The following is a 15,361-nucleotide window of genomic DNA, read 5'->3' on the forward strand; positions in this document are numbered from 1 at the left end:
TTTTTCAATCCACATTACATATTTTATTTTTGATCATCATTCAACCGTGACTCCGGTGTTGGATACGTAATCTTCATCACTGCTGGCATGATAATCGGAATCAAAATAACTAGTAACAAAATCCCGACAATCACAACCAGCGCCACCTGAATCAACGTCATCACACCAGACGGAATCAGTGCTGCGAATGTTCCACTCAGGATAATCCCCGCTGAAATGACCACGGTTCCAATAATTGTCGTCGCTTTGAGCATCTTAGCATCGGTCGAAATCGGCTGATGCAGGAACTCACGGTACTTCGCCATGAGGAAGATACTGTAATCGACACCCAGTGAAACCAACATAATGAAGGCAAAGAATGGTGTGTTCCAGGTCAACATGCTTTGACCAAGAAGCGCCTTCACCAGCCAGTGTACAATGTTCGTTGCGCCACTGTAAGCAATCAACAAGGTTCCCTCAATCGCGATTGGTTGAACCAATGAATGGGTAACAAACATCAACGCAATGAAGATTCCAGCTAACATAATGATGGCGGTACGACTGAAGTCTCCAGCCGCCATTTCATTGATATCATTGGTTTGCGAGGTACTACCACCAAACGCAACCTTGGCATTATTCATCGATGTTCCTTTAAGAGCGCCACGAACAATGCCTTCCAACCGGGGCAAACGTTTCATCGCAGTCTGTGAGCTTGGATCGTCCTTAAGAATGACCGTCATCTTTGTGATCTTGCGATCCGGCGAGAAGTACGTTTTAAGGACCGGGGCAAACGTTTTGCTCTTTAACTGCGCATCTGGAATATAGTAGGTTTCTGCTGCGCTGGCATGTTGCAAACCACTCAAGTACTTATTCGCCTGACCAGAACCTGCGGAAATCTTGCTGAGCCCGTCTGTCGCGGTCCCTAAGCCATTGGACAAACTAGCTGTTTGACCGCCAAGTTGTGACAGTTTCGAAGCCATTTCTTGGTTTCCGCTCGCAACTTGGTTAGCGCCACTGACTAGTTGACCAGTATTGCCATTGATAGTACCCATCGCGCTGGCTAACTGATTAGTGCTACTACTCAATTGTGAGAGACCACCGCTCAACTGCGTGATTGCTGTCGCAGACGCCGGCAATACTTGATTCGAGGCTGTGTTCAACTGACTAACGGCTTGCTGCAATTGTTGCGTTGACCCTTGCAGGCTCTGTAATTGACTAGCAACGGATTGATCACTGCTACCAATGTTTTGTGCATCAGCACCAATTTTGCTTAATGAACCTGCCAACGTTTGTTGCAAACCAGCACTGGCCTGACTCTGCTGTTTCAGTGCTGCATCAATCGTCGCCGTGACAACTTGTTGCTGCTGAGCGTTTAAGTTAGCACCTTGACCCTGCATTGCTGCAACTAACTGACCAGCGTTAACATTTGGCGTGCTAATGCCCTTCATCGCATTTTGAATGGCACCTAGTTGACTGCCAATATCACTGGCTGAACTACCGATACTAGTCAGGGAATTCGTTACACCACTGGTCGAACCAGTTGATGCGGCGTTAACCTGATCGTTTAAACTGCTGATGGCCTGATTCAATTGTGGTAATGCCGTAGTTAACTGTTGCAATTGTGCCTGTTGACTACCACTAGTACTATTTTGAAGCTGTGCGTTTAATTCATTCACACCTTGAGTCACTTGGTTAATCCCGGAACTCAACGTTGATGTCCCAGCAGCAACCTGTTGCGAGCCAGACGCTAACTGATTAGCAGAATCAACGCCACCACTGATATTAGCACCGTCCAACTGCTGTTTTGCTGATCCCAGACCACTATTAATTTTATCCAGCCCTTGTTGTGACTTAGTTAAACCACTGGTGACCGTTGCCATCTGGTTGCGAACGTACAGTGCCTTAATGGCTGATCCACCAGGCTGTGACGCGGACAAAACCGTTTTAACGCCGGCTGAATTCTGCAATTGTTTGGTCAAACGATCGATAATTTGGAGCGACTGCTCGTTGTTCAACCGATGATCACTCTGAATGTAAATCGTTGTCGGTTCAGCAGTCCCCTTTGAAAAGTGTTTTTGAACCACTTGAAAACCACGTTTGGCAGGGACATTGTCAGCAATTTCAACGGTATTGTCATAATCCAACGTACCGTGGCCCATTAAGGCTAACGGAACCATCACGATCGCCATCACAACTAGCGTCAAAATCGGACGAATCATGGCCGTACTGCCGAGCGCGTGCCACAGCTTGCTGTCACCTTCACCGGCTGACTTACGAACCGGCCAGAACATGTTTGGTCCGAGAACGGTCATAAAGAACGGATTCAGTGTAAGCAAAACTGCTAGCAACACGACGACCCCAACGGCAATGCCGACCGCCGAACGGTACAGGGAGAACTTGGCAAACGCCAACACGGACATCCCGATTAATACGGACAAGCCGGAGTACAGGATGGTCCGACCACCGATCTTGATTGCACTGGCAGTTGCATCATGCGGATTCTTGCCGTGCGCCATTTCCTGCCTAAATTGATTGTATAGAAGAATGTTATAGTCCGTCCCAATCCCAAACAGCACAATGATAATGAACACTTGCGTAAAGTTTGAAAACGGAAAGTTGAAGTGCTCGACCAAGTTGGTAACCACACTAATGGATACCAATCCTGATACTGCGACGGTTAATAAAGAAATAATCGGTGTGATCGGTGAACGGAAGACTAACAGCAACACCACGAAAATGAAAATCGCCGCAATTACCTCGGTCTTTCGCACCCCAGCCTGAGTGGCATCTGAAAAGTCTTGGTTCAAAATATCTGAACCAGTGACATAGGTTTTCACGCCGCTCGTTTTGACCGCTTTCGTCAATTGATCACGGATTAAACTTCGCGTGTGCGTTTTACTCAACTTAACGTTTAACTGAACCAGCTGGGTTGTCTTGTCTTTGGATACCAGCTGTTGTTTAGCGGTAGCACTGTCTTGAGCAGTTGTAATGCCCTTAATCTGATACTTTGACTTATCAGACTTTAGCTTATCAATAGTTCGGTCAATCGCAGCATTCTGTGCGGGTGTCAGTTTGTCATCACCATTACTGAACACCGCGACAACTGCCGTCGTATTTTTCTGGTCGCTACCCCACTTTTTTTGCATCTGCGTAGCGCGGACACTTTGATATGTACTAGGAATCTTAATTTGGCCCTTGTCGGCCACCAACTTCCCCGTATCAGGTGTCATCATGATGGCAGCCACTAAAACGATCAACCACCCTAATAATCCCCAAACGTGATTTTTAGTCATCCATTTCATGTTCTCTCTAACCTCCTAAACCTTACCGGGCTGCGGCATCACTCTTCGCTTGCAACCATGGTGTCCAATCGATCGTGATCAGTTTGCCGTCACGATGCGGGCACAACTCATTGAGCGTGGATGCAGCTAACTTGTCACGATAACTTTTCTCGGCCTCCGCAAAGATGGCCAACGCCTCTTCCTTGACATCCCCAGGATTATGGCCTTCATCCAAGCGTCCCATGTGATAACAAGCATCAAATGACGGATCCTTGGACATGCCGAAAACGTGGTCGGCAAGTCCGGATGAAACCCCGAACGGATCAGTTCCCTCAATGGTGTTAAAAACGTCCAGCATCGTAATTTGATCAGGCTCGCGATTAATCACGAAGCCGCCATCTTTCCCAGAAACAGATCGAACTAAGCCGGCTCGTGACAGATGTTGAATAACTTTTTTGGTATATGAATCTGAGAGTCCCAGCCGTTGTGAAATCAAAGTACTGTGTAATGGTATTTCACGTTTTTGAATCGCCAAGAGCATCAACACACAGATGGCTTGTTCCAAACTTGGTTTAACTTTCATTGCGATATCCTCCAGAAATGTGCGTTTATAAACACGACATTCGGTATCCTTTTTATTAACAGGATATATAATATCCCGTTTAAAAATAAATACAAGATTAAATTTTAATTTGGAGTTTGTTCATTACCCATTGATTCGCTATACTGACAGCATTAGTAACCGGTTACAAAGGCAAAAATAAAAACGAGGCAAACTATGGCATTCGTCACAGAACATTACATTTTGGCCGTGGATCAAGGCACCTCTGCATCGCGGGCAATTATCATCAACAAAAATGGCCGACGGGTTACCGCGGCTTCCCAACCATTACCACAAATCAATCGCCATCCCGGATGGGTGGAACATGATCCAAAATTACTGTGGAATTCCGTTCAATCAGTAATTTCGTCTGTCTTGATTAACGCTGGTATCCATCCCGACCAAATTGACGGGGTTGGCATTGTCACACAACGTGAAACGACCATTATCTGGGACCGGATAACTGGTGAGCCAATTGCACCGGCCGTTGGTTGGCAGTCTAAGCAAACGGACGATGTTACCCGGCAACTCATCAAAGATGGTTACGGTGAGATGATCCACCAAAAAACAGGACTCTTTATTAATTCTTACTTCTCAGCCGCCAAAATTCGTTGGCTTCTTGATCACGTCGAGGGTGCGCAAGAACGCGCTGAAAAAGGTGAGCTCTGTTTTGGCACGGTTGATTCGTGGCTGGCATGGAAATTGTCGGGCAGTGCGCTGCATGTCACTGATTACTCCAATGCCAGTCGAACGATGCTGTTTAACATTCACACGTTGGACTGGGATGATGAAATTCTCAAGCTGATGAATATTCCCCGCGCCATGTTGCCCGAGGTTAAGTCATCTTCTGAAGTCTACGGTCACACCCAAAACTATCAATTTTTCGGTGCCGAAGTCCCCATTGCTGCCCTCGCTGGTGACCAACAAGCCGCTTTGTTTGGCCAAATGGGCTTCGATAAGGGGGTCATCAAAAACACATATGGTGCTGGTGCCTTCATCGTGATGAATACGGGTGATGAACCGCTGATTTCAAACAACGGGCTACTCACAACCATCGCCTACGGTCTAAATGGCGGTGTGCAATACGCCCTTGAAGGCTCTATCTTCGTGGCCGGTTCCGCGATTGGCTGGCTACAAGATGAAATGAAAATGATTCCGGACGAACCAGCCGCCAAACGGGCTGCGTTAGCCTCAACTGATCACGATGAAGTCTATGTGGTCCCGGCTTTCTCCGGACTAGGTGCCCCATATTGGGACGATGCCGCTCGTGGCGCTGTTTACGGCATTACTCGTGGGACAACTCAAAACGATTTTGTTAAGGCCACTTTGCAATCGATTGCCTACCAAACACGTGATGTTATCGAAACCATGCGAAAAGATACGCAGCTTGCCATTCCTCGTTTGAAAGCTGACGGTGCCTCGTCACGAAACACCTATCTTATGCAATTTCAGGCAGACATTCTTAATATGGAAATTGATCGTTCTGCTGATGAGGAAACAACAGCACTCGGTGCGGCATTTCTAGCGGGCCTCGCCGTTGGCTTTTGGGATAATATCGACGCTCTCCAAGCTATTTACCAACAGGGCAAGACATTCTCTCCCAATATGCCTGAGGACCACCGTCAACGTTTATATCAAGGCTGGCAAACAGCGGTCAAAGCAACAGAATTATTCAAACTATAATCAAACAATGAATTTTAATCTTCTAAACTGTTGGTCCATCTTAATAATGGATTCAGCAGTTTTTTAGTGGCATTTTGCAGAAGAACACAGGACTGTTGACTGATAGCTAGTCGATTGCGCTGCTATATGAGCCGAAGGGCGGCAACATTGACACCGAGACGTGAAAGTAACGTTAATTCGAGTGGTTTGCTCGAATTTAGGTTACGGACGGTCGTGAAGACGTGAACTTCGGCTTTACGACGAGGTGAAAGACGGTGAACTTCCGGCTTGAACCGGTCCCACGGCGAGCGTGTCAATGTTGCCAACCGTAGGCGTTAGCCGCTCATCCAAAGATAATATCGAATCAATCAGCAAACCTTGTAGAAAACTTTTTTCATCAATATTTTTCATTAATGTAAATTTTTTTGAAATTCATTTTGGTGGACCAGACCAATGCTAATCGTTGATATGATAAGTTTTCATAACTAATTCACGGCCTGAACCTAATGAAACCGGTTGCTCACGGTGGTGCATCGCGCTAGATATTGTTATATAATGAACCAGTCAACGACAGAAAGCGGTTACGTTTTCTGTCAATACAACCCTACATTTACAGGCATTTAAGGAGTGAAAACCGTGGCAACAGAATACAGCTCATTGTTTACTTTCTTTGGTGGTACTGGTGACCTTGCCAAACGTAAACTGTACCCATCCCTCTTCAAACTTTACGTTCGCGGAAACTTAGGCGAACATTTTGCCGTTCTCGGAACTGCTCGTGATAGCTGGACCGACGACAAATTCCGTGAAGTCGTAACACAATCCATTAAGGATGACCAACCGGATGCAGATATGCACGCGGCAGAAATCTTCGTGTCACATTTTTACTACATTGCACACGATGTTACGGATAAGGCGCACTACGCTGTGATGAAGGACCTAGTTGAAAAGCTGGACAAACAATACAGCATCAACGGTAACCGGATCTTCTATCTGTCCATGGCACCACGTTTCTTCGGTGAAGTTGCCCTCAACTTGAAGTCTGAAGGTTTACTTTCTGATGACGGTTCCAACCGTTTGGTTATTGAAAAACCATTTGGTACCGACTTCTCCACTGCCGAAACATTAAACAAGCAATTATCAGGTGCGTTTGACGAAAAGCAAATCTACCGAATCGACCACTACCTTGGTAAGGAAATGGTTCAAAACATTCAGGCTTTGCGTTTCGGTAACACCTTCGTTGAATCCTTGTGGAACAACCGTTACATCGACAACGTTCAAGTTACCTTAAGTGAAAAACTTGGTGTTGAAGACCGTGCCGGTTACTACGATACTGCTGGTGCATTACGTGACATGGTTCAAAACCATATCATGCAAATCGTTTCTCAGTTGGCAATGGAACAACCTGTTTCATTTACTGACGCCGATGTTCGTGTTGAAAAGATCAAGGCATTGCGTTCACTCCGGGTTTACAGCCCAGCCGAAGCTGCCAAGAACTTTATCCGCGGCCAATACGGTGCTAACGATACTGAACCTGCTTACCGTGATGAACCAAACGTACCAAAGGATTCACACAACGACACGTTTGTTGCCGGTAAATTATTATTCGACAACTATCGTTGGTCAGGTGTACCTTTCTACGTCCGGACTGGTAAGCGTTTAGCTGACAAGTTTACACGGATCGACGTTGTCTTCAAGAAGCCTTTGATCGACATCTTCGCCTTCCCACAAAACCGTGATAACTCATTAGCACCAAACGTTTTAACAATCTATGTTGAACCAAACTCAGGCTTCTCTCTCCAATTGAACGCCAAGACTGCTGGTCAAGGCTTCGAAACGGAACCAATCCACTTGGACTTCCAGCAAGATGTTGCTCAAAAGGAAGAAACCCCAGAACCATACGAACGTTTGCTGCATGACACCTTGAAGGGTGACCAAACTAACTTCGCCTCATGGGATGAAGTTTCATACGCATGGAAGTTCGTTGATGTTATCCAGAAGTTATGGGATTCAGAAACACCAGACCTCCCTAACTACATCTCCGGTTCTATGGGACCAGCTGCATCAGATGAACTGTTGCAACGTGACCACCGGGCTTGGGTATATCGCTTAAACCGTTAATTTAAAACATTAAAAGCCACATCGCAATTTTTCTGCGATGTGGCTTTTTGTCAGTTTCGGACCTATTTAATTGAAAAATTAGTTCTGCGAATAAATCGCCTTCAAACCAGCAATATCGCCACTCGTTAATTGCACACGACCCTGCGTCACTGGGTACATGACCGAATTCGGATCACTACTATGATCAAGTCCCAATGCGTGGCCCACCTCATGAATGGCCACAGCATCGTTGTATGAACTCAAATAAGCTGTATTCAGTTTGGCACTCCCATGATTCGTTGCGTTAACACCACTAAAATTCGTTTGGTAAATTTCTGGGCCGCCATGACCTACCTCGACCGCACCATCGCTGGCTGCTTTTGAAACTTCATGATAGGTGCTAAACGTCAACTGATTTTGTCCACTTCCCGCGTGGCCGGGCTTAAGGGTAACAATCCCGGTTGCATTATACGTTTGCACGGCAGTATCAAACGCCAAACGCACTGCCGGCGAATCAGAAGCTGCGTACTCGTAGTAATACGTGGGTTGCAAATGAACATTGCTGACAATCGATTCAACAGGCGTCGCATCAGTGGCAGTTGAATTGTCTTTAGACGCTGCAACATGTGGTGACGGCATGCTGCTAGACGATGTCGCCTGTGAGGCCGTTGAATTCTGGGCGCCAGTATTGGCGTTTAATGTAACGGCCGTAAAAAAAGTATTTACTTGCTCGTGAACCTTTTGAAATGACCGTTGAATGTTGACCGGACTAACCTGGGCAGAAAGTTGCTTTTCCAGTAGTGGGTGATTTTGTAAAAACAGTGCGCCGCCAACAATCACGACAACGAGTCCTACAAGTCTGCCCAAATAATTCTTACGCATAATCATAACCTCGCGTGAGCCAAACTCACTTTCCAAACGAGACAAATTCCTTGAGCTACCCACAAATTATAAAGGCTAACTACACAGCCTTTCAACGTTATTGCTATTGATTAACAGATGTTTAAACAATGAAGACGCCTGATTTGAAACGGAGCTGTGACACAAGTCTGGTTTGAGAACGAGCATTAACGTAAAACTGACCTATTCCCGAACTTTGGGAATGGGTCAGTTTTGGGTTAAGCAGAGTTCTCAGGACTTTGGGGCGCAATATTGCTCATATTATTCGTCCCCAATAAACTTATGTCACAACCTCATTGTAGTACTTGATGTTTTTTATTAAATCAATTGCCCAACGACTGGTTTATCAGTTAATTTTTTTTTACCATGCGGAGATTTTTTAATCATTTCCGTGAGGTCTCTGCCGGCTGTCAGACCATGGTGTTGGCCGCCCTGCCAAGCATCAACATTTGTCAGGTCATAAACAGTGCCATCTACTGCTACGTAGGCTTTATGACCATCTTTGCCATCAAATTGCTTTAGTTCATCCACAGTGAAATTTTGCATTTGTAAGCGCCTCCTTATGTTTGCATTGAGTATAGCACCTCAATTAACAAACGCGGTAAATTTTGATTAGGGGCAGGTTTTAGCCGCAAATATTGCAATACAGTAATTCAAAGTGTACTAAACCAAATTTTTCCTGTTACATTGTCGCAAACGCGTTCACAACCCAAAAGTCTGTGCATAACCCAAAATAAGCGTCGTAAAGGAAAGTTCACCTTTACAACGCTTATTTTATGTCATTGCTCGGCTTTTAACCGGGGTTGTTTACGCTCTTCCCTTTTCCGGGTGCCTCTGCAAATAAACAACGTGGGTGTTCAAGAATTCATCCAATCCGTGTTTACCATCAGCGCCGCCAACACCGGACTCCTTCCAGCCGGCGTGGAAGCCTTGAATAGCCTCGAAGTTGTAACGGTTGATGTACGTTTCACCGTCTTGCAATTCGTTGGCAGCCTTAGCAGCATTATCCAAGTTTTCAGTAAAGATGGATGAAGTTAAGCCCAAGTCGTTGTCATTTGACATATCAATGGCTTCATCCAACGTCTTAAAGGTGACGATTGGAAGCACTGGTCCAAAGATCTCGTGCTGGATAATCTCAGAATCCTGCTTAACGTTGGTGATAACCGTTGGCAAGTAGTAGAACCCTTTATCAATGTCAGCTGGGCGACCACCAGTAGTGACTTTGCCGCCAGCCTTAACAGCACGTTGAACCATTCCATCAACGTTGTCCAACGCAGCCTTGTTGATCAGCGGCCCCATGCCAATGGTCTCATCTTTATTCGGATCACCGACCGTAATCTTGCTCATCTTGTCAGTCAGCTTTTTAACGAATTCGTCTGCAACATCTTCTTGTACGTAAACCCGTTCAGCGTTGTTACAAACTTGCCCGTTGTTGTCGACACGTGAATCAATGATGGCTTGGACAGCCAAGTCAATGTCCGCATCCTTGCAAACAATGGCAGGCGCCTTCCCACCTAATTCAAGTGAGACCTTGGCTAAGTGGTCAGCAGCATCGCTCATGACTCGACGGCCAGAGTCAACGGAACCAGTCAAACTGATAATGCCAATCTTCTTGTTCTTGGATAATTCGCTGCCAACGACTGCACCAGGACCAGTAACAAAGTTCACAACACCCTTTGGTAGGCCAACCTTGTCACAAATCTTAGCAAACGCCAGAGCGTTGTTTGGTGTATCGGAACTTGGCTTGATCACAATGGTGTTCCCAGTTACCAAAGCTGGTCCCATCTTCCGCGCAATCAGGAAGAATGGGAAGTTCCACGGTAAAATCCCAGCAGCAACACCAATTGGTTGTTTGGCAATCATGATGTTTTCGTTAGGGTTGTCAGATTGAAGAACTTCACCTTCATACATCCGTGCTGCGGCAGCCATGTAATCAAAATAGTCAGCTGAGAACATGATTTCCGTTTGAGCTAAGGACTTAATCTTCCCCTGTTCTTCCATCAAAATGGAAACTAAATCGTCTTCTTGATTCCGAATTTCTTCAGCAATCTTGTGTAGATATGCACCACGGGTTGCGGCCGGAACCTCTTTCCATGACTTTTGTGCTTCAAACGCATCATCGATTGCTGCACGCGTTTCTTCAACCGTTGCGCTTGGAACAGTTGAGATTGGTTGTTCATCGGAGGGGTTAATGACAGTTAGTGTGTTACCGGATTTCGAATCAACAAACTGACCATTGATATACATTTGATAATGCTTTAACGCAATTGCTTCAGACATAATGTGCTTCCTTTCTGCCTTGTCGCTTGTGGCAAGGAAACCTAAAAACGTCTTTTGAATTTTGTTCAACCCTTACCAAGTTTCGGCATCACTCTTCTGGCTTATACTGATCATCAATCACCAAAACAGGCTTAATAGTCTTACCACTACCGGAATCGGCGTTAGCCTCGTTAATTTGCTCAAACGGATAGAACTTTTCTGTCTTATCAAAATCAAACATGCCCATCTGGTAGAACTTGATCAAACGGGGAATGTCGACTTGTGGAATGGAATCGCCCATGTTGACCCCGATGATTGAGCGATCGTTTGTGCAAAGATCGTTCCATGTATCTAGGTCAATGTGGTTAGCTGTAACAGCAATAGTCGCAGTGGTTCCGCCCTGGGCGAGTGCCTGAATGGAATCTTCCATAACTTTCGTTATACCAGTGGTATCAACTGCATAGTCGACACCTTTGCCATCCGTCAGCTCCTTGATTTTAGCAACGGCATCTTCGTTCTTGCTGTTGATTGCGTCAGTTGCGCCAAGTTCCTTGGCTAATTGCAAACGTGAATCGACAACATCAACGGCAATGACAGTGGTACAGCCAGAAATCTTACCAGCCATCATCGCAGCTAAACCAACGGCACCAGTCCCGAAGACAGCGATAGTTTCGCCAGGCTTGGGTTTCAATGTATTCAAAACAGTCCCACTACCAGTTACATAGCCACAACCTAAAGGTCCAAGACGGCGCAAATCCAAGTTCGTAGGAACCTTAACCGCGTTACGTTCGCGAACAACAGTGGTTGTCGTAAATGATGACTGATCAAACATGTCACTGACACGATGACCATCCTCAGTAAAGTGATCACTGCCATCCGGACGAACACCGGACAAATTATTAGCTGCGTAATTGAGACAACGAGTCGGCATCCCCTTCAAACAATTTTCACAGTTGCCACAGCCGTAAAATGACAAGACAACGTGATCACCGACCTTGAAGTTTTTAACCTCTGGGCCTACCTTTTCAACTATTCCTGAGCCCTCGTGCCCCAAAACAATTGGGTAGCCAATTTCAGCATCACCTTTTCTTAAGGCTTCATCTGAATGACAAATGCCACTGGCAACCATGTGAATTTGTAGGTCATCGGCCTGCATTTCGGATAATTCAACATCATCCTTGATAACAAACGGACCACCCTTTTTTTCAACAACTGCTGCTTTAATTTTCATGATGTTTTTCCTCCAAATGATTATTTGGTGAATTATTGAGCAAATGAGCTCGCCAAGAACAACTTCAATTAAGAGCAACTGTAATAACATTTTTATGTGCTTATTTTATCATTCACGCACATCATCGATATGTAATTATAGCTACTTTGGAACGCTCCACGCCTTCATGGTATTTCGAAATGTAATCGGTTTCAACCCCCGTATGCATAATTTGTTGAAATAAAATCATTTATTTTCACTGTCTTTGAGAATCGTTGAGCAAAACAAATTAATCCTCAAAGTCTAATTAAGATTCAAGTTTAAATCCGATTTACGTCCGTCTTACTGCGCATAACTGTGACAAGTTTTTAACTATTGAGCAACCAAATAAAAAATTGAATTTTGCAATTGTAAGCTGACCGTACAAACACTTTTCTTACCAATCAAAAAGGATCGGAGCATAACTCTTCAACTTAAATTTTATCGAAACGGCAACAAGCCTTTTTTTCAACCGCAGAAGGTCACGCGGATGAAAAATTGCCGCAAACGCGAGACATAACACTGACTTTTGCTCATCTAACATAAAACGGATGTTCACGGGAAAATCGCCCATAAACATCCATTTTTTCGTTGCCTGAGAAAGCAAAACTGTATTATGTCGCGCTTTCTGTTTGCATATTTAAAATTTAATCTGCTGCTTCATATAGTCTTCATAGCTTGTTGGTTTGCGTCCAAGCAACAAGCGTAGAACATTCGAGTTGCCATCGAGTCCCCACTTACTATACGTATCTGCTAGGTGGCGAAAGGCGTCTCGTGAATAAACATTTTGGATGCCTGCCTGATTAAGAAACTCTGTCATATCGACACGCTTGGCAACGGCATGCTCGCCTGTTAACCGGTTATACAATGCCACTAGATCTACCGGTGAAGCATAATCCGTACCTACCAATTCATACGTGGCCTTATTATGCTTCTCAGGATTTTGGGCAACCTCTACGACTACATCACCAACGTCTTCCGGTGCCACATAGGAAAGTTTTGTATTGATATCATAAAAGATATTGTAGGCACCCGTTTCATGAACCACGTTTGGATTGAAATTATGCATATAGTGCATTGGTTGCAAAATAGTATATTGATAATCCTTAACCATCCCGGTATAAATCATGTGTTCTTCAACATCACGTTTCATCAAATGCTGACGCAACGTAGACAGAATTGGATGCGTAACCGAAATAAAGATAAATTGTTTGTGGGCAGCAGCCAACTGGTCCGTCAAATACTTGCCAATGTCTGCTTCTTCTGCAACAAACAAGGGTGGAATTTCGACGACACTGTCGACATCCGCAATCAACTTATCAATTTCATCTGCACGGGTTAAATCGGCAACGACCCCTTCACGAATACCTGGCAAATCTTTCACGGCTGGATTAATGTCCGTTGCTTTCACGTCGAATCCAGCGGCCACTAGTTTGCTCACAATCACGCGACCAGTGTGGCCAGCTGCTGAGGTTACTAAAATCATCATGCTTACCTCCCGATTAAATTTTCGATTTTCGCATTATTGATGCCATTTCCGTGAATTAAGGCATCCGTAAAATGGCCTTCACTGTGGTTCCGTTTAATGAGTCTTCAAAGGCCTGATTGACATCTTTTAGATCGTAAAACTTAACCAGTTTATCAAACGGAAAATCACCTTGTTGATACAACTGAATCAGTTGGGGAATAAACAGCTTAGGCAATGAAAATCCTTGTAACACACCCGTGACTTGGCGAGCTGGCACCAGAATGTCATTCATCATGCTCAAGTCCGCATGCGCTGCGCCGCCAATGATTGCAGTATGACCGAGAATCCCCGTGCTGCGGATGGCTTGCTCTGGTAATCCATTAGCAGGCGCCGAAACAACAGCATAATCTACACCACCGTCAGTCATTTCTTGAATCATCGCTGGCACATCATCAACTGCCTTGCTGTTGATAATATCCGTTGCCCCAAGTGCCTTGGCTTCTGCCAAACGTGTATCAAAGATATCAACAGCGATGATTTTGGCTACGTGCATCGCCTTGGCCGCCATAATGGCTGCATCGCCGACCGTTCCAGTACCGAACACCGCCATTGAACTACCAACTTCGGGTTTAAGAATGTGCATAACGGTACCAGCCCCCGTTTGTAAGCCACATCCCAATGGTCCAAGCAAACTAACATCAACATCCTTGGTTACTTTGACAGCGTTTCGTTCCTGAACCTTCGCATAGGTACCAAACGATGATTGCTGGAAGAACGACGTCACTGGCTGGCCGTTTAAGGTAAAACGGCTACCACCGTAGTAATCAACGCCGCCAAAATTCAATTCATCTGAGCGTTCACACGCATACGGACGACCGGCCAGACATTGGCGACAGTGACCACAACTAGCATATGAAATCGCCACATGATCACCAACTTGAAACTCGCGGACATCTTCACCGACCTGCTCGACAATGCCGGCACCTTCATGTCCCAAAACAATCGGAAATTCACTGCGTCCCATACCGGTTTTGGCACGCATAATATCTGCGCCACAAACGCCGACCGCAACGATTTTAACTAATAATTGATCACCATGTAACGTGTCATCTAATTCAACGGGTTCAACAACTAAGGGTTCACCCTTAGCTGGCGCAACAGCTGCTGTAATTTGCATAATTTGTACTCCTTATCTTTGCTGTGTACACAAATCAACCATCAAATGCTTTGTAAGTTATCTCACATGAGTATCGTAACAATTTTGAGGCAATCTTCGCTAGAATCCGTTTTCATTTCGGCCATTTATTTGCTCGTGCAAACACTTTAGCTTGAAAATACACTTTACTAACACTCAACAGGTTCGCAGAATGGCCATTTTATCAACAATTCGTTGTTTCCATCGCGCAAAAAAAACACCAGTAACAAAAGTAACTGATGCCATCAATAATCATTTATTCAATTACCAACAATCTTGACTACTCGATTTCAATAACACGTTCTTGATCACCAAGCGTGGTTAGAAACGTGCCATCGCTTCGACGCGATTCAACAATTCTTCCCTGATAAATCAAACTATCAATATCAAACTGAAAAAAACCACTGCCCAATTCCAAAGCGGTCATTTTATAATCGCCAAGTTGGTCATCATGATACTGTTTCTTGTTTGTTAATGAAGCCTTTAATTTCTCCACGACTGCTATTTGCCTCCTAAGCACAAAAATGTCTTAACAAAATCATTTCCGTTATTCTAAAGATACAAATTGAAGATTAAAACTGCCTTGCAATAATTCAAAAATTATCGAAAAATTTGAGAACCACACGTTTAGTTTAGTGGGTAAATTAATTAATGGCAACAGTTATTTACG

At 44.8% G+C, this 15,361-nt stretch carries 11 protein-coding genes; 2 read left to right on the plus strand and 9 right to left on the minus strand.

The features are described from left to right. Window positions 1–23: 23 nt before the first annotated feature. Together GB993_RS06745 and GB993_RS06750 are read right to left on the minus strand one after the other, a co-directional pair. Window positions 24–3,281: an MMPL/RND family transporter gene (locus GB993_RS06745; RefSeq protein ID WP_161003623.1), complete on the minus strand. Its 3,258-nt coding sequence runs from the start codon at window positions 3,279–3,281 to the stop codon at window positions 24–26. A gap of 22 nt (window positions 3,282–3,303) precedes the next feature. Then, window positions 3,304–3,843, minus strand: a complete 540-nt coding sequence (locus GB993_RS06750; protein ID WP_161003624.1) for an RrF2 family transcriptional regulator — start codon at window positions 3,841–3,843, stop codon at window positions 3,304–3,306. Between the two features lie 195 nt (window positions 3,844–4,038). Here GB993_RS06750 and glpK point away from each other — a divergent pair, with 195 nt between their 5' ends. Then, window positions 4,039–5,544, plus strand: coding sequence for a glycerol kinase GlpK (glpK, locus tag GB993_RS06755; protein WP_161003625.1), 1,506 nt, complete (start codon window positions 4,039–4,041; stop codon window positions 5,542–5,544). 615 nt (window positions 5,545–6,159) lie between these two features. Next, on the plus strand, window positions 6,160–7,641 hold the full coding sequence (gene zwf / locus GB993_RS06760; protein ID WP_161003626.1) for a glucose-6-phosphate dehydrogenase: 1,482 nt from the start codon (window positions 6,160–6,162) through the stop codon (window positions 7,639–7,641). Window positions 7,642–7,719: 78 nt separating this feature from the next. On the opposite strand, the gene GB993_RS06765 is transcribed toward zwf, so the two are convergent. The 7 genes from GB993_RS06765 to GB993_RS06795 form a co-directional block, all read right to left on the minus strand. Continuing rightward, complete coding sequence (locus GB993_RS06765) at window positions 7,720–8,502, minus strand: matrixin family metalloprotease (protein WP_161003627.1); 783 nt, start codon at window positions 8,500–8,502, stop codon at window positions 7,720–7,722. A gap of 336 nt (window positions 8,503–8,838) precedes the next feature. Further along, window positions 8,839–9,066, minus strand: a complete 228-nt coding sequence (locus tag GB993_RS06770; RefSeq protein ID WP_161003628.1) for a cytochrome b5 domain-containing protein — start codon at window positions 9,064–9,066, stop codon at window positions 8,839–8,841. Between the two features lie 261 nt (window positions 9,067–9,327). Further along, window positions 9,328–10,800, minus strand: coding sequence for an aldehyde dehydrogenase (aldA, locus tag GB993_RS06775; protein WP_162854077.1), 1,473 nt, complete (start codon window positions 10,798–10,800; stop codon window positions 9,328–9,330). A gap of 88 nt (window positions 10,801–10,888) precedes the next feature. Further along, window positions 10,889–12,010: an NAD(P)-dependent alcohol dehydrogenase gene (locus GB993_RS06780; protein WP_161003629.1), complete on the minus strand. Its 1,122-nt coding sequence runs from the start codon at window positions 12,008–12,010 to the stop codon at window positions 10,889–10,891. A gap of 658 nt (window positions 12,011–12,668) precedes the next feature. Continuing rightward, complete coding sequence (locus tag GB993_RS06785) at window positions 12,669–13,517, minus strand: SDR family oxidoreductase (protein WP_238331619.1); 849 nt, start codon at window positions 13,515–13,517, stop codon at window positions 12,669–12,671. 55 nt (window positions 13,518–13,572) lie between these two features. Then, a complete protein-coding gene (locus GB993_RS06790; protein ID WP_161003630.1) occupies window positions 13,573–14,673 on the minus strand; it encodes an NAD(P)-dependent alcohol dehydrogenase in 1,101 nt (366 codons plus the stop codon). A 298-nt stretch (window positions 14,674–14,971) separates the two neighbouring features. Next, a complete protein-coding gene (locus GB993_RS06795) occupies window positions 14,972–15,187 on the minus strand; it encodes a hypothetical protein (RefSeq protein WP_161003631.1) in 216 nt (71 codons plus the stop codon). Between the last annotated feature and the right edge of the window lie 174 nt (window positions 15,188–15,361).

This window comes from Furfurilactobacillus milii (assembly GCF_009864005.1).
In the GTDB taxonomy this organism is placed as follows: Bacteria; Bacillota; Bacilli; order Lactobacillales; family Lactobacillaceae; genus Furfurilactobacillus; species Furfurilactobacillus rossiae_B.